This window comes from Streptomyces sp. NPDC127100 (genome assembly GCF_042724095.1).
Taxonomy (GTDB): Bacteria; Actinomycetota; Actinomycetes; order Streptomycetales; family Streptomycetaceae; genus Streptomyces.
The window spans coordinates 1-21,241 of record NZ_JBHXFL010000055.1 but is presented as its reverse complement, the minus strand read 5'-3'; the positions used below and the strand labels follow the sequence as shown (position 1 = coordinate 21,241).

Sequence of the window (21,241 nt, the reverse complement as noted above, 5' to 3'; positions counted from 1 at the left end):
TGCTACGACTCGGGCAGAAGGTCGAACCCATGCGGCAGACTTCCTCTCCTACGGCGTCGGTGCTGATGCTCAGCAACGTACGACCGGCACAACAGCGGTCGCCCGCCGGTCATTCCCGGGCCCTCAGCCGAGTGAGCGGGCCCACTCCGCGACGCCGTCGGTGATCAGCTCCAGGGCTTCGTCCTGTGTGATCCCGGCCCGCTTGGGCACGGCGAAACCGTGGTCGCCGTACGGCACCGGGGTCAGGTCGTAGCTCCCGTCGGGGAACTCGCCGGGCCTGCCGAACGGATCGTTGCCGCCCTGGACGACGAGGGTGGGCACCCCGGCCCCGAGCAGTTCCGCGGCGCGGGACTTCTCCGGCTTGCCCGGCGGGTGCAGCGGGAAGCTCAGGGCGAGGACGGCCCGGGCGCCCAGCTCGGTCGCGGTGCGGCAGGCGACGCGGGCGCCGGCGCTGCGGCCGCCGGAGACCACCGGCAGGCCGGGTCCGTTCAGCGCGGGCCAGACGCCCCGCCAGCCGGTGTCCAGGGTCTTCGGCGCGGGCGCCAGCTTCTTGCCGGCCACCCGCCAGGGCTGCTCGACCAGGGCGACGGTCACGCCCCGGGCGGGCAGTTCCGCCGCCAGTGCCGTGAGGTCGCGCGCCTCGATGCCGCCGCCGGCGCCGTGGCCGACGGCGAGGACCAGGCGGGGCCGTGCGGCCGGGTGCCAGGTGATGCGGGCGGCGCCGGCCTCCGTGTCGATGATCTCGGTCTTCACGTCAGAAGAGTGTGCCCTCCTCCGGCCCCGCCAGCTCCTTCAGCAGCTCCGGCCCGTTGTTGCGGACGTTGCTGACGGCCGTGGCGACGGGGTACGCCCGCATCAGCCCGGCGGGCGGCGGCGCGAGCAGGGAGGTCAGCTCGTCGGGGTCGGTGCGCGCCGGGTCCAGCCAGGCGTCCCACCGGTCCGGTGTCAGCATCAGCGGCATCCGGGGGTGGATGTCGGCCAGGACGTCCGGGCCCTCGGCCGGGGCGACGGCCAGCGGCGTGGTCTCCGCCTCGGTCGTGATCACCGAGCAGGTCACCCACCAGGCCCCCGGGTGGTCGTCCGGCAGCGTCCGGTCCCGCCAGAACTCGTACAGTCCCGCCATGGCGAAGACGGAGCCATCGGCGGGGGTCACGAAGTACGGCTGCTTGCGGGGCCGCTTCCTGCGCCCCTCAACCTCCAGGTCCCGCTCCTGCTTGCCGGTGACCCACTCGTAGTAGCCGTCAGCGGGCAGGATGCAGCGCCGGGTGGCGAAGGCGCGGCGGTAGGACGGCTTCTCGTGGACGGTCTCCGCGCGGGCGTTGATCATCCGGGCGCCGCCCTCGGGCGTCTTGGACCAGGCGGGGACGAGCCCCCACTTCAGTTTCCGCAGCTGGCGAACCGGTCTCGGGTCCCGGGCGTCCTTCAGGGGACGGTCCAGGACGGCGTAGACCTCCTTGGTGGGGGCCACGTTGTAGTCGGGCTCCAGGGTCTCCTCGGGCTCCCACTTGTCGATCTCAAAGATTCCTGCGAGATCCTCGGGTCGACGACTCGCCGCATACCGTCCGCACATACGTGCCACACTGCCAGGCCCGCCCGTCTCCGGGCCACCACCCGGCACCGAGGCGCTTCGCGCCGCACCCGCCCGACCGCGCACACGAGGAGCCCGCACCGAACATGGACCACTCGCTCGCCTCCCTCTGGGACGAGGTCTCCGGCACCCAGCCCGATCCCGGCCTGTGGGTGGTGATCGGGACGCTGGTCGCCGCGCTCGCCGTCGTCGTGCCGCACGGGCTGTGGCGAATAGCGCGAAACGCGATCACCATCGCCCACGAGGGCGGTCACGGTCTCGTGGCGCTGCTCACCGGCCGCACGCTGGTCGGGATCACCCTCCACTCCGACACCAGCGGCCTGACCGTGAGCCGGGGCAGGCCGCACGGACTCGGCATGGTCCTCACCGCGGTCGCCGGCTACACGGCCCCGCCGCTGCTGGGCCTCGGCGGGGCCGCGCTGCTGGCCTCAGGGCGCATCACGCTGCTGCTGTGGGTGGCGACGGCGCTGCTGGTCGCGCTGCTCGTGATGATCCGCAACGCGTACGGCGTGCTGACGGTCGTGCTGACCGGCGCCGCGTTCCTCCTGGCGTCCTGGCTGGCCGACGCGGAGGTGCAGGCGGCGTTCGCCTACGCGGCGGTGTGGTTCCTGCTGCTGGGCGGGGTGCGGCCGGCGTTCGAGCTGCAGGCCAAGCGGGCGCGGGGCGGGGCCGGCGACTCGGACGCGGACCAGCTGGCCCGGCTGTCCCACGCGCCGGCCGCCGTGTGGTTCTTCCTGTTCCACGCGGTCTCGCTGTGCTCGCTGATCGGCGGGGGCCGCTGGCTGCTGGGGCTGTGAGCGGGGTCACCGAGGCCGGCGGCGCCGTCCGCGCGGGGGATCCGCCGCATATATGCGCGGCAATTCCCCTGTCACGGTTTCGGTCGGATTTCGCCGCCTTTGATCAAGATCTCCGATCGGCTTCAGCCATTAAAGTGGGGCCCATGACCGTGAATTCCGCGCACACCGCCCTCTGGCCCGCCCCGCACGCGAGCGGGGCCGTCGACGCGACCGTCCATGTGCCGGGGTCCAAGTCGGTCACCAACCGCGCCCTGGTGCTGGCCGCGCTCGCCTCCGAGCCCGGGTGGCTGCGCCGCCCGCTGCGCTCCCGCGACACCCTGCTGATGGCCGGGGCGCTGCGGGCCATGGGCGTCGAGATCGAGGAGGGCGTCGGTCCCGACGGCACCGGTGAGGTCTGGCGCGTCATCCCGGCCGGGCTGCACGGCCCCGCCACGGTCGACGTCGGGAACGCCGGCACGGTCATGCGTTTCCTCCCGCCGGTCGCCACGCTCGCCGACGGCCCCGTCCGGTTCGACGGCGACCCCCGTTCCTACGAGCGTCCGCTGCACGGGGTGATCGACGCGCTGCGCGCGCTCGGCGCCCGCGTCGACGACGACGGGCGCGGCGCGCTGCCGATGACCGTGCACGGCGGCGGCGCGCTGGAGGGCGGCCCGGTCGAGATCGACGCGTCGTCGTCCTCGCAGTTCGTCAGCGCCCTGCTGCTGTCCGGCCCGCGCTTCAACCAGGGCGTCGAGGTCCGCCACACCGGCTCCGCGCTGCCGTCCATGCCGCACATCCGGATGACCGTCGACATGCTCCGCTCGGTCGGTGCCCAGGTGGACACCCCGGAGTCCGGCGGCGAGCCGAACGTGTGGCGGGTCACGCCGGGCGCGCTGCTCGGCCGCGACCTGACGGTCGAGCCGGACCTGTCCAACGCCCAGCCGTTCCTGGCGGCGGCGCTGGTGACCGGCGGCAGGGTGGTCGTTCCCGACTGGCCGGCCCGCACCACCCAGCCCGGCGACCGGCTGCGCGAGATCTTCACCGAGATGGGCGGTGACTGCGAACTGACCGAGTACGGTCTCGTGTTCACCGGGTCGGGCGCCGTGCACGGCATCGACGTGGACCTCGGGGAGGTCGGGGAGCTCACCCCCGGCATCGCGGCCGTCGCGGCCCTCGCCGACTCCCCCTCGACCCTGCGCGGGGTGGCGCACCTGCGCCTGCACGAGACGGACCGGCTGGCCGCGCTCACCAAGGAGATCAACGAACTGGGCGGCGACGTCACCGAGACCGCGGACGGGCTGCACATCCGGCCGCGCCGCCTGCACGGCGGGGTCTTCCACACCTACGAGGACCACCGCATGGCCACCGCCGGCGCGATCATCGGCCTCGCGGTCGAGGGCGTGGAGATCGAGAACGTGGCGACGACCGCCAAGACGCTGCCCGACTTCCCCGACCTGTGGACCGGGATGCTCGGGGCGTAGGGACCGTTCGCCATGCGCCGCTACGGCAAGCACACCGACGAGGACGACATCCGCTCCCGCCCCAACCGCAAGGGCAACCGGCCGCGCACCCACATCCGGCCCAAGCACGAGGACGCCGCCGGGGGCCTGGTCCTCACCGTGGACCGGGGCCGGCTGACCTGCCTCGTCGAGGACCGGGTCGTCACGGCCATGAAGGCACGCGAACTGGGCCGCAAGGCGGCGGTCGTCGGCGACCGGGTCGCGCTGGTCGGCGACCTGTCGGGCACGAAGGACACGCTGGCCCGGATCGTCCGCATCGAGGAGCGCACCTCGGTGCTGCGCCGCACCGCGGACGACGACGACCCCTACGAGCGGGTGGTCGTCGCCAACGCCGACCAGCTCGCCATCGTCACCGCCCTCGCCGATCCCGAGCCGCGCCCGCGACTCATCGACCGCTGCCTGGTCGCGGCGTTCGACGGCGGCCTCACCCCGCTGCTGGTGATGACCAAGTCGGACCTCGCCCCGCCCGACGAACTGCTCGGCCTGTACGGCGCGTTGGACATCCCCTACGTCGTCACCAGCCGCGAGGAGCTGGAGAACGGCGACGCCGCCGACCGTGTGCGCGAGCACCTGGACGGCAAGGTGACGGCGTTCGTCGGCCACTCGGGCGTCGGCAAGACGACGCTGGTCAACGCGCTGGTCCCGAAGGACCGGCGCCGTACGACGGGGCACGTCAACGCGGTGACGGGACGCGGCCGGCACACGACGACCTCCGCGCTCGCCCTGCCGCTGTCCTCGGACCTGGGCGGATGGGTCGTCGACACCCCCGGCGTACGGTCGTTCGGGCTCGCCCACATCGACCCGTCCCGCGTGATCCACGCCTTCCCCGACCTGGAGCCGGGCACGGAGGGCTGCCCGCGCGCGTGCAGCCACGACGAGCCCGACTGCGCGCTGGACGCGTGGGTCGCCGAGGGCCACGCCGATCAGGCCCGGCTGTACTCGCTGCGCCGGCTGCTGGCGACTCGGGAGCGGACCGAGGGCGACTGACCTTCGCGTTGTTTGCGGTGCCCGGCGACCGGCAAGTGCATAATCGCACCAAGCTGGAGACAAGCCTCGGCAAAAGCCGGTGAATCGACGAAGCGGTCACGGTACGGGACCACGGAAGGACGACACATGGCGTGGCTGCTGGTCATTGTGGCCGGGGTGCTCGAGACCGGCTTCGCTGTGTGTCTGAAGCTGTCGCACGGCTTCACCCGGCTCTGGCCGACGGTCGCCTTCTGTGCCTTCGCGCTGGGCAGTTTCGGCCTGCTGACCATGTCGCTGAAGAAGCTCGACGTCGGCCCGGCGTACGCCGTGTGGACCGGCATCGGGGCGGCGGGCACCGCCATCTACGGCATGGTGTTCCTGGGCGACCTGGTCTCCACGCTGAAGATCGTCTCGATCAGCTTCGTCATCATCGGCGTGATCGGGCTCCAGCTGTCGGGCTCGGCGCACTGAGGCGTCCGGCCGTCACGCCGTCAACTTCCGTGGCAGGACGGTGCGGACGAGTTCCGACACGCCGCCCTCCGGCGGGGCCGCGACGCAGGACAGGGCGAGCCGGACGGTGAGTTCGCAGGTTCGGGCGAGGTCGGCGGCCTCCGCCCGGGCGAGGCCGGGCCCGGACAGGGCGGCGACGGCGCGGTCGCGCACGAGGGTCACGAAGTCGCCGGGCGTGGGCAGCGGACCGTCGGCCCGGCGCTGGGCCGGCACGACGGAGGACGACGGTACGGCCCCCGGTGCCGGGGCGGGCAGCCACGCACCCCAGCAGCCGGTGAGCATGGCGCGCACCAGCGCGTTCTCCCCGGCGGCCGCGGTCGTCCACTCGGCCGTCGCGGTGAGCCGCTCGCGCGGGTCGCCGAGCGCGGAGAGCGCGCGCTCCACACCGGCGAGGTACCCGTCCGCCTCCCGCCGGACGAGTGCCCGGCCGAGGCCCTCCTTGCTGCCGAACTCGTTGTACAGCGTCTGCCGCGACACCCCGGCCGCCGACGCCACGTCCACCATCCGCACGGCGGCCCACGGCCGGCGCGCCAACGCCGTGCCGGCGGCGTCGAGCAGGGACTCCCGGGCTGCGGGCATCATCGCCTCCCTGGGCCGAAAGCGACTCGTCGCCCAGATTTGACGGGTCCGCCGTGCCTGTCAAGGGTCCTCGCGTCCCGCCCGCGCCGTGAGGACGGTGCCGGGTGCGCGCACCCGTCCCCGGAGCGTGCTGACACGCCCGCGCTCCACCCCGGCCGAACCGGCGCCCTGCCCCGCCCTCACGCCCCGGACGCGTCCGTGCCCGCCGCCCCCTGGTGGCCCCGCCCCGCCCCCGCCGGATACCGTGGCCGCATGCCGGACTACCTCGACGACCTGCGCCTCGCCCACGTCCTCGCGGACGCCGCCGACGCCACGACGATGGACCGCTTCAAGGCCCTCGACCTGAAGGTCGAGACGAAGCCGGACATGACTCCGGTGAGCGAGGCGGACAAGGCCGCCGAGGAACTGATCCGCGGTCACCTCGCCCGCGCCCGCCCCCGGGACTCCGTGCTCGGCGAGGAGTACGGCACGGAGGGCACCGGCCCCCGCCGCTGGGTCGTCGACCCGATCGACGGCACCAAGAACTACGTCCGCGGCGTCCCCGTCTGGGCCACCCTCATCGCCCTCATGGAGGCGGGTGAGGGCGGCTACCATCCCGTCGTCGGCCTCGTCTCCGCGCCGGCCCTCGGCCGCCGCTGGTGGGCCGTGAAGGACCACGGCGCGTTCACCGGCCGCAGTCTGACCTCGGCGTCCCGGCTCCAGGTGTCCCAGGTCTCCGCGCTGTCCGACGCGTCCTTCGCGTACTCCTCGCTCAGCGGCTGGGAGGAGCAGGGCCGGCTGGACGGCTTCCTGGACCTGACCCGCGAGGTGTGGCGCACGCGCGCGTACGGCGACTTCTGGCCGTACATGATGGTGGCCGAGGGATCGGTCGACCTGTGCGCCGAACCCGAGCTCTCGCTCTGGGACATGGCCGCCAACGCCATCATCGTCACGGAGGCGGGCGGCACCTTCACCGGGCTGGACGGCCGCCCCGGCCCGCACAGCGGCAACGCGGCGGCGTCCAACGGCCGGCTCCACGACGAACTGCTCGGCTATCTCAACCAGCGGTACTGAGCACGCCCCCCCGTACGCCCGCCGACTCGCCCTCCGCGCCCCCTTGTTGACCCCCGGTTCGCCTGCCACTCTGAGAGCCTCCCCACTTGTGAACTTGTGAATCCATGAACTAGCTCATGGATCACCGGCAGGAGGTGGCTCCACCCATGCTCGTCCGCGAAGCCATGAGCTCGGTCGTCCTCACCATCGGTCCCGACCACACCCTGCGCCAGGCCGCCGCGCTGATGTCCGCCCGCCGCGTCGGCGCGGCCGTGGTGTACGACCCCGACGCCGGCGGCATCGGCATCCTCACCGAACGCGACGTCCTCAACTCCGTCGGCCGGGGCCAGGACCCGGACGCCGAACGCGTGCACGCCCACACCACCACCGACGTCGTGTTCGCCGCGCCGTCCTGGACCGTGGAGGAGGCGGCCGGGGCGATGGCGCACGGCGGCTTCCGCCACCTCATCGTGCTGGAACGCGACGAGCCCGTGGGTATCGTCTCGGTCCGCGACATCATCCGCCGCTGGGCGCCGGAGCGGCGGCAGCGCGAGGCACCGGCGGCGATCGCCTGACGCCGCTCCCGGCCGGCGGCGTGGCGGCACGACGAAGGGCCGGACCCCCGTCCCCGGGGATCCGGCCCGCCGCTACGACAAGCGGTCCAGTGCTGGACGTCAGCCGCGCAGGGCCTGGACCGCGACCTCCAGCCGCTTGCCGAAGTCACCGTCGGCCTGACGGAAGTTGTTGATCGCGCGCTCGGCGATGTCCTCGCGCGAGACCTGGGAGATGCCGCCGGCCAGGTTGTTGACCAGGCGCTCCTTCTCCTCCTCCGTCATCAGGCGGTAGAGGTTGCCCGCCTGCACGAAGTCGTTGTCCTCGGCGTGCACCGGGGCCTGCGTCTCGCCGGTGACACCGGTGACCGCGACGGGCTGCCACAGCGCGCGGTCCGTCTGGAACGGGCCGCCGAAGCTGTTGGGCTCGTAGTTCTTCGCGCCCTTGTGGCGGCCGTCGTACAGGTAGCCGTCACGGGAGTGGGTGCGCGCCTCGGTGGCGTGCGGACGGTTCACCGGCAGGTGGTCGGCGTTGATGCCGACGCGGTAGCGGTGGGCGTCGCCGTAGGCGAAGAGGCGGCCCTGGAGCATCTTGTCCGGGGACGGGCCGATGCCGGGGACGAAGTGCGCCGGGGAGAAGATCGACTGCTCGACCTCGGCGAAGATGTTCTCCGGGTTGCGGTTGAGCTCCAGCTTGCCGAACCAGACGATCGGGTAGTCCGCGTGCGGCCACACCTTGGTGAGGTCGAACGGGTTGAAGCGGTAGGTCGCCGCCTCGGCCACCGGCATGATCTGCACACCGACCGTCCAGGACGGGAAGTCGCCGCGCTCGATGGCCTCGCGCAGGTCGCGCTGGTGCGAGTCGGGGTCCTTGCCCGCGAGGACCTCGGCCTCCTCGGCCGTCAGGTTCTTGATGCCCTGGTCGGTCTTGAAGTGGTACTTCACCCAGAAGGCCTCGCCGGCCTCGTTGCTCCACTGGTACGTGTGCGAGCCGAAGCCGTCCATGTGCCGGTAGGAGGCCGGGATGCCGCGGTCGCCGTGCAGCCAGGTCACCTGGTGCGTGGACTCGGGAGACAGGCTCCAGAAGTCCCAGACGTTGTCCGCCTCCTGCGAGCCGGTGTACGGGTCGCGCTTCTGGGTGTGGATGAAGTCCGGGAACTTGATGGCGTCCTTGATGAAGAACACCGGGGTGTTGTTGCCGACGAGGTCGTAGTTGCCCTCTTCGGTGTAGAACTTCAGCGCGAAACCACGCGGGTCGCGGACGGCGTCCGCCGCGCCCAGGTTGCCGGCCACGGTCGAGAAGCGGAGGAAGGTCTCCGTCTCCTTGCCGACCTCGGAGAGGAAGGCGGCGCGCGTGTACTTGGTGACGTCGGCGGTGACCGTGAAGGTGCCGTAGGCGCCGGCGCCACGGGCGTGCACGACGCGCTCCGGGATGCGCTCACGGTTGAAGTGGGCCAGCTTCTCGAGGAGGAGCTGGTCCTGGACGAGCACGGGGCCGCCGACGCCCGCGGTCTCGCTGTTCTGGTTGTCGGCCACCGGAGCACCGGCTTCCGTAGTAAGCGGTCCCTGAGTCACGTACGCCTCCTGCGCCAATCCTGCAAACCTGTCCCTTGGCTAATGCCGATCCCGATCCTACAATGGACAATGTCTAAGTCAAGTAAGACTCCAAAGTCACACCCGTTCGGGACCTGGTTCCCCTTGCTGTTAGGCTGGTCTGTATGAGTGACCTTCTGGAACGGCTGCGTGGTCGCGGATGGCGCATGACCGCGCAGCGACGCGTCGTGGCCGAGGTCCTTGACGGCGAGCACGTCCACATGACCGCCGACGAGGTGCACGCCAGGGCCGTCACCAAGCTGCCGGAGATCTCCCGGGCGACCGTCTACAACACCCTGGGCGAGCTGGTCTCGCTCGGCGAGGTGCTGGAGGTCGCGACGGACAAGCGCGCGAAGCGGTACGACCCGAACGCGCACCGGCCGCACCACCACCTGGTCTGCGGGCAGTGCGGCGCGATCCGCGACGTCCACCCGACCGGCAATCCGCTGGCCGACCTCCCCGACACGGAGCGCTTCGGCTTCACGGTCTCCGACGTCGAGGTGACGTACCGCGGCACCTGCCCGAACTGCGCCGCGGCGTAGTCCGGTCCCGCGCTCGTACGAGAGCCCCGGCACCCATGGGTGCCGGGGCTCTCGCGTGTACGCCGCGCGCGTCGCCGAACGCACCGAGGGCCGGAACCCTTTCGGATTCCGGCCCTCGGCCTTCAGTAGCGGGGACAGGATTTGAACCTGCGACCTCTGGGTTATGAGCCCAGCGAGCTACCGAGCTGCTCCACCCCGCGGCGATGAATGGAACACTACGTCAAGCCCGCGACCAGAAGCAAATCGCCCCCGGCCGGCGGCACAGCGGCGCCCCTCGGCGCGGCGCCGTGCGTCACGCCGACAGCTCCTGCCGCAACGCGTCCCGCAGCCGAGCCGCCCGCTCCGCCACCTCCCGCGGCCCCAGCGACACCGCCCGGTCGGCCCAGCGCTGCCCCTCGTCCAGTTCCCCACGCCGAGCGCACACCAGCGCGAGCCGCAGCGCGGCCCGTCCGTGCCCGGCGTCGGCGGCCCGGCGCCACCACACGACGGCCTCCGGCTCGCTGCCCTCGCGGGCCAGCAGCAGCCCCAGGTTGAAGGCGCCGTTGCGGGAGCCGGCCTCGGCCGCCTCCCGGTACCACCGCGCCGCCTCCACCACGTCGCCCCGGGCCGCGGCCAGCATGCCGACGCGCACCTGGGCCCGGCGGTGGCCCTGCGAGGCCGCCCGCTCGTACCACTCCTCGCACTCGGTCTTCTCCTGCGCCGGCTCGCCCAGCTCGTGCGCGGGTGCCGGCGGCCGGCGCGCGTCGAGCAGCGTGGCCAGGCGGTACGCGGCCTCCGGGCTGCCGCCCCCTGCCGCGCACCGCAGGAACCGCTCCGCCTCCGGCTCGTCACCGTCCCGCAGCCGCGCCATCCCGACCTGCAGCGCCGCCTCCGTGTGTCCGGCGGCGGCGGCCCTCTCGTACCAGCGCAGCGCGGCGACGTCCTCGCCCCGTCCGGCGTGCAGGATGCCGAGGTTGAAGGCGGCGTCCACGCTGCCCACCTCGGCGGCCTTGGAGAACCACGGCTCGGCGCCGGCCGCGTCCCCGCCCCGGAGCAGCAGGATGGCCAGCGCGTTCGCGGCCTCCCGGTGCCCGGCGTACGCGGCGCGCCGGTACCACTGCTCGGCCTGCGCGGTGCGGCCCTGCTCGGCGCAGAGCAGGCCCAGGTTGTAGGCGCCGTTGTCGTCCCCGGCGTCCAGCGCGGCCCGGTACCACCGCTCGGCGGTCTGCGGCTCGCCGCGCTCGGCGTGCAGCGCGCCCAGCGCGTTGGCCGCGTTGCCGTCGCCGTCCTGCGCGGCCCGCAGCCACCACACGGCGGCGCTCTCGGTGTCGCCCGCGTCGCGCAGCAGGAAGCCCAGCGCGCAGGCCGCGCGCGCCTCGCCGTCCTTGGCGGACGTCAGGTACCAGCGCCCGGCCTCCCTGAGCTCTCCCCGCTTCTCCAGGATCGCCCCGAGGTGCAGCGCGGCCCGGCGGTGCCCGCGCGCGGCGGCCTGCCGGTACCACTGCTCGGCCTCCTCGCTGCCCTCGGCCCGGTCGGCGCGGGAGCCGCGCTCGGTCACGGAGCGCACGACGCCGGGGCCGTCGTCGTCGAGGTCCCGGCCCGCGCGCCGGTCCAGCGTCCGGGCCAGCCGGTACGCGGCCTCGCGGTGCCCCCGCTCGGCCGCGGCCCGCATCCACCGCTCGGCGCCCGCGCCGTCGCCGCGGTGCTCCAGCAGGTCGGCGAGCGCGTAGGCGCCCAGCACGTGTCCCTGCTCGGCGGACTGGCGGAGCCAGTACTCGGCGGCGGGCTCGTCGCCGCGCTCGCGGAAGTGCCGCCCCAGCGCGTGGGCGGCCGCGCAGGAACCGGCCACGGCGGCGATCCGCCACCATCCGGCGGCCTCGTCGGCGTAGCCGCGCTGGTGCAGCAGGACGCCGAGGTTGTTGGCGGCGGCGCGGTCCCCGGCGGCGGTGGCGGCACGCAGGTGGGACTCGGCTCCGTCGAGATCACCACGGCGCAGCAGCATGGCCCCGAGCACGCTCATCGCCTCGACGTCACCGGCCTCGGCGGCGATCCGCCGGCGTACCTCCTCGGCGGCTTCGTCGGCGGCTTCCTGGGCCTCGTCCCCGGCCTCCTCCCGGCCGGACGACCGCGCAAAACGCCCCGTCTCGAACAGATCTGCCATCTCCCCCATAACGTCCATCGTCGCACCACCCGCAACCCGGGTACACCTGGTATACCGCAGCCATTGAGGTCACTTCAGCGTTTTGTCGACATGCCCACAGGGAGACAAGTCAAACACGGATCACCCCAACTCCCCCCACCGGCGCGGCCGTAGCCACCGTCGGCACATGCGTTCGCACATCACAAAGGCCCGGATCCCTGTCGGGATCCGGGCCTTCGCTGTCGTTCGCACGTAGCTCACGACTTCAGTAGCGGGGACAGGATTTGAACCTGCGACCTCTGGGTTATGAGCCCAGCGAGCTACCGAGCTGCTCCACCCCGCGCCGTTGTGTTCACAACCGTATCACGGCGCGGGACGAGCATTTGACCAGCTCGGACGGGCTCCGCCGGGTGCGGTCAGCCGCCGCCCGACCCGGCGCCGGCACTGCCGGTCGGGGTCGGGCTCGGACTCGCCGCGCCGCCCTGGTTCTTGTCGCCGGTGTTCTTGTCTCCGCCGCTCCCGGCCTTGGCCTGCGCGTCCTCGGCCTTCTTGAGGGCGTCCTCCAGGTCCTTCTGCGCCTTGCCGTACGCCGTCCAGTCGTTCTGCTTGAGGGCTTCCTGACCGGCCTCGAAGGCCTTCTGGGCGTCGTTCAGCGCGTCCTGGACCGTGGGGTTGGCGGACGTCGGGGGCGGTGTGGTGGTGCCGTCGCCCTGGTCCGGCGGCTCGGTGGCCGAGGCCTTCGCCCCGAAGACCTTGTTCAGGGCTTCGTCGAGCGTGTCCTCGAAGGCGGTGTTGCCGCCGTAGGACACCAGCACCTTCCGCAGCAGCGGGTACTTGAGGTCGCCACCGCGCACGTAGACCGGTTCCACGTAGAGCAGCCCGCCGTCGAGCGGCACCGTCAGGAGGTTGCCGTACTCGACCTCCGAGTCGCCGCCTCTCAGCAGCCTGATGGACTCGGCGATGTCCTGTTCGGAGTTGAACTGGCTCTGGACCTGCTTCGGCCCGTTCACGGTCGTGCTCGTCTGCAGCTTCAGGACTCTGATCTTGCCGTAGTCCTTGGTGCCCGCTTCCGCGTCGACCGCCATGAACGCGCTGAGGTTGTCACGTCCGATGGGCGTGAACGTCGTCGTCAGCGAGAACGCCTGCTGCTTCTGGTCGGGCATCTTCATGCTCAGGTAGTACGGCGGCACCGCGTCGCCCGACTTGTTGGTCGGGTCGTCCGGCACCTGCCACACCTCGCTGCCGCTGAGGAACGTCGTGGCGTCCTTCACGTGGTAGCGGGTGAGCAGCTCGCGCTGCACCTTGAACAGGTCCTGCGGGTACCGCAGGTGGGCCATCAGCGCGTCGGAGATCTCGCTCTTGGCCTTGACCGTGTTCGGGAACGCCTTCATCCAGGTCTTCAGGACCGGGTCCTCGGTGTCCCACTGGTACAGCTTGACGTCGCCCGTGTAGGCGTCGACGGTCGCCTTCACCGAGTTGCGGATGTAGTTGACCTGGTTCTGCTGGGCCACCACGGCGCGCGAGTCGTTGCGCGCGGTCAGCGAGTCGGCGGTCGTGTCGCCGAGCGTCGTGCGCGAGGCGTACGGGTAGCCGTTCGTCGTCGTGTAGGCGTCCACGATCCACTGGATGCGGCCGTCCACCACCGCCGGGTAGGCGTCGCCGTCGATGGTCAGCCACGGGGCGACCGCCTCGACGCGCTCCTTCGGCGTGCGGTTGTAGAGGATCTTCGAACCCTCGCCGATGGCCCCCGAGTAGAGGATCTGCGGTTCGCTGAACGCCACCGCGTACGCGGCCCGGTTGATCGGGTTGGACAGGTCCACCCCGCCGTCGCCCTTGTAACTGGTGGTCTTCTCACCGCTGTCGTCGGAGTAGTCGATCTCCTTCTGGGGACCGCCGACGATGGAGTACGTGGTGGTCTTCTCGCCGTAGTAGACCCGCTGTTCGTACGTGCCGAGGTCGCCCTTGGACGGCAGGTCGGACTCGGTGAAGACCGGGCGGCCCTCGGAGTCGACCTGGGTGCCCTTGGCGGCGACCACTCCGAAGCCGTGGGTGTAGCGGAAGTGGTTGTTGATCCAGTTCTTCTTCGGGATGCCGGCCAGGTTCAGCTCGCGCAGACCGATGACCGTGTCCTGGTCCTTGCCGTCCTTGGAGTAGCGGTCGACGTCCAGGTTGTTCGGGAACGCGTAGTAGTTCCGCATCTGCTGGAGCTGCTGGAACGTCGGCGAGATGACGTTCGGGTCCATGATGCGGATCGACGCCGTCGCGTCGACGTCGTCACGGAGCCGGGTCTTGTCGTCGGTCTTGCTCACGCCGGCGTACTCGGTGACCTGGGTGCCCTCGATGTCGTAGGCCTTGCGCGTCGCGTCGAGGTTCTTCTCGACGTACGGCGCCTCCTTGGCCTGCTCGTTGGGCTGCACCTCGAACTTCTGGACCAGCGCCGGGTACAGACCGCCGATGAGGATCGCCGACAGCACCATCAGGCCGAAGCCGATCACCGGCAGCTGCCAGGTGCGGCGCCACAGGGTGGCGAAGAACAGCAGCGCGCAGATGACGGCGATGCAGAACAGGATCGTCTTGGCCGGCAGGTAGGCGTTGGCGTCGACGTACCTGAGGCCCGTCCAGTTGTCGGTGGCCTTGAAGTCGCTGGACTTCACCGCCAGTCCGTACCGGTCGAGCCAGTACGCGACCGCCTTGAGGGCGACGAAGACGCCGATGAGCACCGACAGGTGGCCGGTGGCCGCCGCCGTGGCGCGCGCGCCCGGGCTGGTGACGCGCAGTCCGCCGTAGAGGTAATGGGTGAGCGCCGCGGCGATCACCGAGATGATCACGGTCGCGAAACCGAAACCGAGCAGGAACCGGTACCAGGGGAGGTCGAAGGCGTAGAAGGAGACGTCCAGCTTGAACTGGGGGTCCTTCTGGTGGAAGGGCACGCCGTTGACCCACATCAGCCAGGTCCGCCACTGGCCGGACGCCGAGGCGCCGGCGATCAGGCCGACCAGGGCGGTGATGCCGAGCAGCAGCCACTTCTTGTACGGGGCGATGCCCATCCGGTAGCGGTCGAGGTTCTGCTGCTCCATCGACATGGCGCTCAGCGGCGGGCGGAGCCGGTGGGCCAGCCAGATGTTGAGCCCGACCGCCAGCGCCATGAGCAGGCCGAAGACGAAGAAGAGACCGATCTTGGTCCACAGCGTCGTCGTGAAGACCGACGAGTAGTGGACCGACCGGTACCACAGCCAGTCCGTCCAGAAGCCCGCGAACATGGTGAACGCCATGCCGAGCACGGCGAGGACACCGAGCGTCATCAGCAGGGTGCGGACACGCCGGGACGGGCGGCCCACTCTGATCCGTGGCCCCGTCGGGCCTCCGCCTCGGTCCGGCATCTGGAAAGCCAAGGTGCGCACCTCGAAGTCGCTGTTGATCCGTCAGGCCCTCGGGTTCGCGGGCCCCCCGTGCGCCCCCGTCGTCGTGGGCCCACACCTATGCAACTTACTCATCGTTTACTCGGTTCCCGATTCGGCCCAGGAACGAGGCAGGATTGTGACCATGTCCAACACCCCCATGGCAGCGAGCCCCCTCACCCGGGCCGTGCTCGAGATCGACGAGTACGTCTCCGGCCTCGGCTGGGACCAGCCCGCACGCCTCTTCGCCCTTGTCGACACCGCACGTCTGCGGGCCGACCAGCCCACGCTCGCGGACCGGCTCGGTCTGCAGGAGGAAACGGAGAGCTCCGGCCTCACCCCGATCGAGCAGGACGAGATTCCGGCGGACCGGCCGCTGGACGACTTCCTCGGAACCATCGCCTGGCCCGACGCCGTGGTCGGCTGCGCGCTGGCCGTGGAACGCCTGATGCTGCCGCCGTCCGCCGAGGCCCAGGTGCCGGCGGACCTGGACGGGGAGAAGCTGACGCGGTGGGTGGCGGAGCACCCCGACCGCCAGGAGGTCCGTATGACGGTCGCGGTGCTGCGTGACGGCGCCCGCGAATCCGCCCTGCGGCTGCGGGAGAAGGACTCCGCCACCGAGGTCCTCACGGGTGCGGATCTGGTGCCCGGTCTGGCCCAGGCGCTGACGGCCACCTTCGAGGAGTAGTCCGGGCCGGTCCCGGGCGGCCCGTGCGGCCGCCCGGGGCGCCGGCTATCCGGTCGTGCACTTCGGCAGGTCGGCGGTCTTCCCGGCGCGGATGTCGTCGAGGGCGCCGATGGCGTCGTCGATGGTGCCGACCTTCACGAGGGTCAGCCCGCCGGGGGTGTCCTCGGCGGCGGCCTTGCAGTTGTCGGCGGGCGTCAGGAAGTACCGGGCGCCCTTCTCCCGCGCGCCGATGGTCTTCATCCCGATGCCGCCGATCGGGCCGACCTTGCCGGCGTCGTCGATCGTCCCGGTGCCGGCGACGAACGCGCCCCCGGTGAGGCTGCCCGGCGTGAGCTTGTCGTAGATGCCGAGCGCGAACATCAGGCCGGCGCTGGGCCCGCCGACGTCGGCGAGCTTGATGTCGACGGAGAACGGGAACGTGTGGTCCGTTCCGGCGCTGATTCCGACGATGGCGCGCTTCTCGCCGGCGTCGTCGGAGGCCGCGGTGGTGATCGTGACCTTCTCGGTCCTCGTCGGCGTCCGGTTCTGCTTCTCCGCGGCGGCCTGCTCCTTGGCGGGCACGATGGTGAAGACGACGTCCTGGCCGGCTTTGTGCTTCGTCACCAGGTCGGCGACGTCACCGGGCTCCTCGACCGCCGTGCCGTCCACGGCCCGGATCACGTCACCGGCGTGCAGCCTGCCCTGCGCCGGGGACCCCTTGACCACCGTGGAGACGATCACCCAGGACTTCACCGGGATGTCCAGTGCCTCCAGGGCGGCGACCTTGGCGCTCTCCTGGGACTGGCTGAACTCCTCGGCGTTCTCCTGGGTGGCCTCCTCCTCGGTCTTGCCGTCCGGGTAGAGCGTGTCGTGCGGCACCACGCGGTTGTCGTGCGCGAACCATCCGTAGACGGCCTCCACGAGGTTCATCCGGTAGTCGGCGCTGGTGACCCGGACGGTGGTCATGTTCAGGTGACCGCTCGTGTCGTACGTCCTGTGGCCGGAGATCTGCAGCACCGGCTCGCCGTCGTGGTCCCCGAGCGTGTTCACCGTCGGCCCCGGGGACATCTCCGAGTAGGGCACGGGGATGAACACACCCGCGCACAGGAGCGCGATCAGCATCAGGGTGGAGGCGAGCATCGTCGCGGTGCGGCGTGGCATGGGACGACATTACGGGACGCGACTGTCGGAGCACCGTCAGGGCGGCACCCGTCAGGCTCCGGTGCGGGACTTCTCCATCGCCTCGCGGAACCGGGCATACCCGTCGAGCTCCGGACCGTCGCTCCGGATCTTGCGGGTCCGGTTGGCCCAGCTTCCCCACAGACCCGCGCCTACCGCAGCCACCAGCGGAATCAGCAACCAGGCGAGCGCCCCCATGCCGACCTCCCAACCCCACGAGCTCCGCGACTGACTGATCAGCAGATTAACCATCCGCCGTGACAACGCTCACGCCGGGGGGCCGGTTACGCAACCGGAGTCACGGGGTGCACGGAGGGTGCCGGCGAGGTCCGCGGACGCCCGGTCGGCTCAGCAGGCGCCGACCCATTCCTCGGTTCCGTCGGAGAACGTCTGGTGCTTCCAGATGGGCACCTCGTGCTTGAGGTCGTCGATGAGCCTGCGGCAGGCCTCGAAGGCCTCGCCCCGGTGCGGGCAGGAGACGGCGACGACCACGGCGAGGTCACCGACCTCCAGGTCCCCCACACGGTGGACGGCGGCGAGCGCCCGTACGGGGTAGTCGGCCACGACCTTCTCGGCGATCCGCCGCATCTCGGCCTCGGCGCTGGGATGGCAGGAGTATCCGAGCCGGTCGACGTCGGTGCCCCCGTCGTGGTCGCGCACGGTCCCCACGAACAGCGCGGTCCCCCCGGCCGCGTCGTCCCCGACCGCCCGGAAGACCTCGTCCACGGACAGGGGCGTGTCCCGGATGCCGATCAGCTTGACGGGGTCCGGTGCGGCCTGCTCACCGGGGTGGTCGCTCGTGGATGCGGATGCCATGTGCCCATCGTGCCCCACGGTGCGCGCGGCACGGAATAGCCTCATCGCCCGGTACGCGCGCGTCGCGCCTTGGAGCCTCCTACAGGCCGGCGCCCACGTCAGATCCGCCGCCGCGCCTTCCGCGCCCGCCGCACCACGGCCGCCGCGCCCAGCAGGGCGACCGTCGCACCCGCGGCCCCGGCCGCCGTCGCGTCCTTGCGTCCGAGGCGCCGGCCGGCGACCGTGTGCCGTCCCGCGACCTCCTCCAGCAGCTCCGCGAGGACCTCCTCGTTGGTGTACTTCGGCCGCCACCCGGCGTCGTGCAGGCGGCTGCCGCTCACCACCCAGGGGTACATCGTGTACGCCAGGTCCCCGGCCGGGGAGGGTGTCAGTCCGATCCGGTGCAGGCGGGCCGCCGCGCCCAGTGCGACGGCCGACGGCAGCTCCATCCGCCGGATCCCGCTGAGCTCCTCGACCTCCTCCTGCTCCAGCCAGCCGTCGCAGCCGACGGCCAGCTCCCCGTCGGCCTTCTCCAGGACGGCGTACTCGAGGGCACTGCACAGGTCGTCGACGTGGCAGAACTGCCAGGCGGGCCGGGACCCGGCCACCACGAGCAGCCGGGGCGACTCGAAGTACCTGGTCAGCGCGGTGTCCATGCCCCCGACCAGCACCGCGGGACGGACGACGGTCACGTTCAGGCCCGGATGGGCGCGCGGTGCACGGCGCGCGAGGCGCTCGATCTCCAGCAGGTCCCCGACCCCGGTGGCCTCCGCCGTGGCCCGCAGCTCGGCGTCCTCGGACAGCGGCAGCTCGTTGTCCGGCAGCGCGCCGTAGACCATCGCCGAGGTGCACAGCACGACGCGGTGCACGCCGGCCGCCGCGGCGGCGGTCAGGACGGTCTGCGTCCCCCGGACGTTGTAAGCCGTCCGGGCGGCCGCGTCGGTCTCCAGATCGAGGTCCAGCGCGAGGTGCACCACGACGTCCGCGCCGCGCAGTTTCTCGGCGATGGCCGGGTCCCGCACGTCCAGGGTGTGCCAGTGCGCCTCCGCGCACTCGCCGCGCCGCTCGTCGATGGCCACGACCTGTCTGACCTCGTCGGACGCGGCCAGCCGCGCCGTGAGCAGGGCACCGATGCCGGCAGCGGCGCCGGTGACCGCGACGACGGGCCCGCGCGCGCCGGGCGCGGCGGAACTGGTTGACTGGTTTCGCGCTGCGCGAACCTGCGGATCTGGGGAACTCACCGGGCGTCTCCAGTGGTTGTCTTCAGTACGGGCGCGGGTGACGCGTACGTACCAGGTGGCATCCATCCTGCCGCAGGTCGTCAGCCGGCGAAGCACCGAGGCCCGAACCGCCGCGGGTGTCTAGGCTGGGTGGTGATGTCGGGCAGCCGTGCCGCCGGAAAGAACCGGTGGCCCTACCAGCCGAGGAACCCCGTGAGTGACACCCCATTCGGATTCGGCCTTCCGCCGGAGGAGCCGGACGACGGCGACGAAGGCAAGAAGAAGGACCAGCAGAGCGGTGGTGGTCAGGGACCGGCCAACCCGTTCGGTTTCGGGCTGTCCGGAGCCGGTGGCCTGGGAGGCCCCGGTGCGGACAACCCGTTCGCTGCCATGTTCGGTTCCATGAACCCCACCGACCTGGGCGCCGCCTTCCAGCAGCTGGGCCAGATGCTCTCCTACGAGGGCGGCCCGGTGAACTGGGACATGGCCAAGCAGATCGCCCGCCAGACGGTCGCCCAGGGCACCCCGGACGGCACGAAGGACGCGAGTGTCGGCCCCACCGAGCGCAGCGCCGTCCAGGAGGCCGTCCGCCTGGCCGACCTGTGGCTGGACGACGCGACCGCCCTGCCGTCGGGCTCGGGCTCCGCGGTGGCCTGGAGCCGCGCGGAGTGGGTCGAGGCGACCCTCCCCGCCTGGCGCGAGCTCGTCGACCCGGTCGCGGAGCGTGTCGGGACCGCCATGGGCGACGTGCTGCCGGAGGAGATGCAGGCCATGGCCGGCCCGCTGATCGGCATGATGCGCTCCATGGGCGGTGCCATGTTCGGCACCCAGATCGGGCAGGCCGTCGGTGTGCTCGCCGGCGAGGTCGTCGGCTCCACCGACGTCGGCCTGCCGCTCGGCCCGGCCGGCAAGGCCGCGCTGCTGCCGGCGAACGTCGAGGCGTTCGGCAAGGACCTGGGCGTCCCCCAGGAGGAGGTGCGGCTGTACCTCGCCCTGCGCGAGGCCGCCCACCAGCGTCTGTTCGCGCACGTGCCGTGGCTGCGCTCGCACCTGTTCGGCGCGGTCGACGGCTACGCCCGCGGGATCAAGGTCGACACGGCCAAGCTCGAGGACGTGGTCGGGCAGTTCGACCCGCAGAACCCCGAGCAGCTCCAGGAAGCACTCCAGCAGGGCATGTTCCAGCCGGAGGACACCCCGGAGCAGAAGGCCGCCCTGGCCCGCCTGGAGACGGCTCTGGCGCTCGTCGAGGGCTGGGTGGACGCGGTGGTGCACGCCGCCGCCAAGCCGCGCCTGTCCTCCGCGGACGCGCTGCGCGAGACGCTGCGCCGCCGTCGCGCCTCGGGCGGTCCGGCGGAGCAGACGTTCGCCACGCTGATCGGCCTGGAGCTGCGCCCGCGCCGTCTGCGGGACGCCTCGCGTCTGTGGGCGTCCGTGACGGACGCGCGCGGTGTGGACGGCCGGGACGCCCTGTGGGCCCACCCGGACATGCTGCCGACGGCCACCGACCTGGACGACCCGGACGGCTTCGTGCACCGCGAGCACCTGGACTTCTCCGAGCTGGACAAGATGCTCGGCGAGGCCGCGGGGAAGACCGATCTGACGAAGAAGGACGAGAAGGACCAGGACGGGGCCGACGGCAAGGGCGACGACGCCGAGTGAGCCTCCACGACGACGCGGTCCTGGTCCTCAAGGGCCACGAGGGCCAGGACGAGCTGTGTCAGGTCTACCTGGACCATCTCGCGGCACATCCGGACGGCCTGTGGAAGTCCTGCGCCGACGGGCACATCACGGCGAGCGCCCTGGTGATCGACCCGTCGCGCGGGCGGGTGCTGCTCACCCTCCACAAGAAGTTGCGCATGTGGCTGCAGATGGGCGGCCACTGCGAGCCGGCCGACGAGACGCTGGCGCTCGCCGCCCTGCGCGAGGGCACGGAGGAGTCGGGCATCGACGGCCTGGCCCTGCTGCCCGGCGGTCCCGTGCGGCTGGACCGCCACCACACGCCCTGTGCCTGGCACCTGGACGTGCAGTACGCGGCGGTGGCTCCGGAGGGGTCCCTGGAGGTCATCAGCGACGAGTCGCTCGACCTGCGCTGGTTCCCGTACCGGGAGGTCGCGGACGTGGCCGACGAGTCGGTCGTGCGCCTGGTGGAGTCCGCCCGCGCGCGGCTCTGAGACGCCGGGCGGCGGTACGGCGAGGGGCGACCGCC

General features: G+C 71.9%; 20 protein-coding genes and 2 tRNA genes. 10 read left to right on the top strand and 12 right to left on the bottom strand.

Going from position 1 to position 21,241, the window contains the following annotated elements; all coding sequences use genetic code 11:
• Nucleotides 1–123: 123 nt before the first annotated feature.
• Nucleotides 124–753, bottom strand: a complete 630-nt coding sequence (locus tag ACFWJB_RS31825) for an alpha/beta family hydrolase (RefSeq protein ID WP_386926546.1) — start codon at nt 751–753, stop codon at nt 124–126.
• A gap of 1 nt (nt 754) precedes the next feature.
• Nucleotides 755–1,570, bottom strand: coding sequence for an SOS response-associated peptidase (locus ACFWJB_RS31820; RefSeq protein ID WP_386926544.1), 816 nt, complete (start codon nt 1,568–1,570; stop codon nt 755–757).
• A 104-nt stretch (nt 1,571–1,674) separates the two neighbouring features.
• On the opposite strand from ACFWJB_RS31820, the gene ACFWJB_RS31815 reads away from it, so the two are divergent.
• The 4 genes from ACFWJB_RS31815 to ACFWJB_RS31800 all read left to right on the top strand — a co-directional run bounded on the left by ACFWJB_RS31815 (nt 1,675) and on the right by ACFWJB_RS31800 (nt 5,321).
• Complete coding sequence (locus ACFWJB_RS31815; protein WP_386926542.1) at nt 1,675–2,385, top strand: M50 family metallopeptidase; 711 nt, start codon at nt 1,675–1,677, stop codon at nt 2,383–2,385.
• 143 nt (nt 2,386–2,528) lie between these two features.
• The gene (gene aroA, locus ACFWJB_RS31810; RefSeq protein WP_386926540.1) at nt 2,529–3,845 is read left to right on the top strand and encodes a 3-phosphoshikimate 1-carboxyvinyltransferase; all 1,317 of its coding nucleotides are present in this window, start codon (nt 2,529–2,531) and stop codon (nt 3,843–3,845) included.
• 12 nt (nt 3,846–3,857) lie between these two features.
• Entirely contained in the window at nt 3,858–4,871 is a 1,014-nt protein-coding gene (gene rsgA / locus ACFWJB_RS31805; protein ID WP_385469464.1) for a ribosome small subunit-dependent GTPase A, read from the top strand.
• A 126-nt stretch (nt 4,872–4,997) separates the two neighbouring features.
• Nucleotides 4,998–5,321, top strand: a complete 324-nt coding sequence (locus ACFWJB_RS31800) for a multidrug efflux SMR transporter (RefSeq protein ID WP_087807323.1) — start codon at nt 4,998–5,000, stop codon at nt 5,319–5,321.
• A 12-nt stretch (nt 5,322–5,333) separates the two neighbouring features.
• Here ACFWJB_RS31800 and ACFWJB_RS31795 read toward each other — a convergent pair whose 3' ends face one another.
• Nucleotides 5,334–5,942, bottom strand: coding sequence for a TetR/AcrR family transcriptional regulator (locus ACFWJB_RS31795; protein WP_386926537.1), 609 nt, complete (start codon nt 5,940–5,942; stop codon nt 5,334–5,336).
• A 249-nt stretch (nt 5,943–6,191) separates the two neighbouring features.
• Here ACFWJB_RS31795 and hisN point away from each other — a divergent pair, with 249 nt between their 5' ends.
• Together hisN and ACFWJB_RS31785 are read left to right on the top strand one after the other, a co-directional pair.
• On the top strand, nt 6,192–6,992 hold the full coding sequence (gene hisN / locus ACFWJB_RS31790) for a histidinol-phosphatase (protein ID WP_385469468.1): 801 nt from the start codon (nt 6,192–6,194) through the stop codon (nt 6,990–6,992).
• Between the two features lie 146 nt (nt 6,993–7,138).
• The gene (locus tag ACFWJB_RS31785; RefSeq protein ID WP_386926535.1) at nt 7,139–7,546 is read left to right on the top strand and encodes a cyclic nucleotide-binding/CBS domain-containing protein; all 408 of its coding nucleotides are present in this window, start codon (nt 7,139–7,141) and stop codon (nt 7,544–7,546) included.
• A gap of 99 nt (nt 7,547–7,645) precedes the next feature.
• Here ACFWJB_RS31785 and ACFWJB_RS31780 read toward each other — a convergent pair whose 3' ends face one another.
• Nucleotides 7,646–9,097, bottom strand: a complete 1,452-nt coding sequence (locus ACFWJB_RS31780; protein ID WP_386926533.1) for a catalase — start codon at nt 9,095–9,097, stop codon at nt 7,646–7,648.
• Between the two features lie 143 nt (nt 9,098–9,240).
• On the opposite strand from ACFWJB_RS31780, the gene ACFWJB_RS31775 reads away from it, so the two are divergent.
• Complete coding sequence (locus tag ACFWJB_RS31775) at nt 9,241–9,657, top strand: Fur family transcriptional regulator (RefSeq protein WP_386926531.1); 417 nt, start codon at nt 9,241–9,243, stop codon at nt 9,655–9,657.
• Nucleotides 9,658–9,783: 126 nt separating this feature from the next.
• Here ACFWJB_RS31775 and ACFWJB_RS31770 read toward each other — a convergent pair.
• From ACFWJB_RS31770 to ACFWJB_RS31755, 4 genes are all read right to left on the bottom strand, one after another.
• Nucleotides 9,784–9,857 (bottom strand) — tRNA-Met (locus tag ACFWJB_RS31770).
• Nucleotides 9,858–9,949: 92 nt separating this feature from the next.
• Nucleotides 9,950–11,815 carry a tetratricopeptide repeat protein gene (locus ACFWJB_RS31765; protein WP_386926529.1) on the bottom strand — a complete coding sequence of 622 codons (1,866 nt, stop codon included), beginning with the start codon at nt 11,813–11,815 and terminating at the stop codon, nt 9,950–9,952.
• 230 nt (nt 11,816–12,045) lie between these two features.
• Nucleotides 12,046–12,119: transfer RNA gene (locus tag ACFWJB_RS31760), tRNA-Met, on the bottom strand.
• A gap of 73 nt (nt 12,120–12,192) precedes the next feature.
• The gene (locus ACFWJB_RS31755; RefSeq protein WP_385471953.1) at nt 12,193–15,156 is read right to left on the bottom strand and encodes a UPF0182 family protein; all 2,964 of its coding nucleotides are present in this window, start codon (nt 15,154–15,156) and stop codon (nt 12,193–12,195) included.
• Nucleotides 15,157–15,319: 163 nt separating this feature from the next.
• On the opposite strand from ACFWJB_RS31755, the gene ACFWJB_RS31750 reads away from it, so the two are divergent.
• Nucleotides 15,320–15,862: a PPA1309 family protein gene (locus ACFWJB_RS31750; RefSeq protein ID WP_385471933.1), complete on the top strand. Its 543-nt coding sequence runs from the start codon at nt 15,320–15,322 to the stop codon at nt 15,860–15,862.
• Between the two features lie 45 nt (nt 15,863–15,907).
• Here the strand turns inward: ACFWJB_RS31750 and ACFWJB_RS31745 are convergent, their stop codons facing one another.
• The 4 genes from ACFWJB_RS31745 to ACFWJB_RS31730 all read right to left on the bottom strand — a co-directional run bounded on the left by ACFWJB_RS31745 (nt 15,908) and on the right by ACFWJB_RS31730 (nt 19,056).
• The gene (locus ACFWJB_RS31745) at nt 15,908–17,002 is read right to left on the bottom strand and encodes a PDZ domain-containing protein (protein WP_385471937.1); all 1,095 of its coding nucleotides are present in this window, start codon (nt 17,000–17,002) and stop codon (nt 15,908–15,910) included.
• 51 nt (nt 17,003–17,053) lie between these two features.
• Entirely contained in the window at nt 17,054–17,218 is a 165-nt protein-coding gene (locus ACFWJB_RS31740) for a hypothetical protein (protein WP_385471940.1), read from the bottom strand.
• A gap of 150 nt (nt 17,219–17,368) precedes the next feature.
• Nucleotides 17,369–17,836: a molybdenum cofactor biosynthesis protein MoaE gene (locus ACFWJB_RS31735; protein ID WP_385471942.1), complete on the bottom strand. Its 468-nt coding sequence runs from the start codon at nt 17,834–17,836 to the stop codon at nt 17,369–17,371.
• Nucleotides 17,837–17,934: 98 nt separating this feature from the next.
• Nucleotides 17,935–19,056, bottom strand: coding sequence for an SDR family oxidoreductase (locus ACFWJB_RS31730; RefSeq protein ID WP_386926526.1), 1,122 nt, complete (start codon nt 19,054–19,056; stop codon nt 17,935–17,937).
• Between the two features lie 192 nt (nt 19,057–19,248).
• Here ACFWJB_RS31730 and ACFWJB_RS31725 point away from each other — a divergent pair, with 192 nt between their 5' ends.
• Together ACFWJB_RS31725 and ACFWJB_RS31720 are read left to right on the top strand one after the other, a co-directional pair.
• The gene (locus tag ACFWJB_RS31725) at nt 19,249–20,694 is read left to right on the top strand and encodes a zinc-dependent metalloprotease (protein ID WP_385471947.1); all 1,446 of its coding nucleotides are present in this window, start codon (nt 19,249–19,251) and stop codon (nt 20,692–20,694) included.
• A complete protein-coding gene (locus ACFWJB_RS31720) occupies nt 20,691–21,206 on the top strand; it encodes an NUDIX hydrolase (RefSeq protein ID WP_386926524.1) in 516 nt (171 codons plus the stop codon). The genes ACFWJB_RS31725 and ACFWJB_RS31720 overlap by 4 nt, the downstream gene beginning before the upstream one ends.
• Nucleotides 21,207–21,241: the final 35 nt, after the last annotated feature.

Excerpts from the sequence above, each read along its gene's own strand:
- ACFWJB_RS31820 (WP_386926544.1), bottom strand. The coding sequence starts at position 1,570 with ATGTGCGGACGGTATGCGGCGAGTCGTCGACCCGAGGATCTCGCAGGA.
- ACFWJB_RS31815 (WP_386926542.1), top strand. The coding sequence starts at position 1,675 with ATGGACCACTCGCTCGCCTCCCTCTGGGACGAGGTCTCCGGCACCCAG.
- aroA (WP_386926540.1), top strand. The coding sequence starts at position 2,529 with ATGACCGTGAATTCCGCGCACACCGCCCTCTGGCCCGCCCCGCACGCG.
- rsgA (WP_385469464.1), top strand. The coding sequence starts at position 3,858 with ATGCGCCGCTACGGCAAGCACACCGACGAGGACGACATCCGCTCCCGC.
- ACFWJB_RS31800 (WP_087807323.1), top strand. The coding sequence starts at position 4,998 with ATGGCGTGGCTGCTGGTCATTGTGGCCGGGGTGCTCGAGACCGGCTTC.
- ACFWJB_RS31795 (WP_386926537.1), bottom strand. The coding sequence starts at position 5,942 with ATGATGCCCGCAGCCCGGGAGTCCCTGCTCGACGCCGCCGGCACGGCG.
- hisN (WP_385469468.1), top strand. The coding sequence starts at position 6,192 with ATGCCGGACTACCTCGACGACCTGCGCCTCGCCCACGTCCTCGCGGAC.
- ACFWJB_RS31785 (WP_386926535.1), top strand. The coding sequence starts at position 7,139 with ATGCTCGTCCGCGAAGCCATGAGCTCGGTCGTCCTCACCATCGGTCCC.
- ACFWJB_RS31775 (WP_386926531.1), top strand. The coding sequence starts at position 9,241 with ATGAGTGACCTTCTGGAACGGCTGCGTGGTCGCGGATGGCGCATGACC.
- ACFWJB_RS31765 (WP_386926529.1), bottom strand. The coding sequence starts at position 11,815 with ATGGACGTTATGGGGGAGATGGCAGATCTGTTCGAGACGGGGCGTTTT.
- ACFWJB_RS31755 (WP_385471953.1), bottom strand. The coding sequence starts at position 15,156 with ATGCCGGACCGAGGCGGAGGCCCGACGGGGCCACGGATCAGAGTGGGC.
- ACFWJB_RS31750 (WP_385471933.1), top strand. The coding sequence starts at position 15,320 with ATGTCCAACACCCCCATGGCAGCGAGCCCCCTCACCCGGGCCGTGCTC.
- ACFWJB_RS31745 (WP_385471937.1), bottom strand. The coding sequence starts at position 17,002 with ATGCCACGCCGCACCGCGACGATGCTCGCCTCCACCCTGATGCTGATC.
- ACFWJB_RS31740 (WP_385471940.1), bottom strand. The coding sequence starts at position 17,218 with ATGGGGGCGCTCGCCTGGTTGCTGATTCCGCTGGTGGCTGCGGTAGGC.
- ACFWJB_RS31735 (WP_385471942.1), bottom strand. The coding sequence starts at position 17,836 with ATGGCATCCGCATCCACGAGCGACCACCCCGGTGAGCAGGCCGCACCG.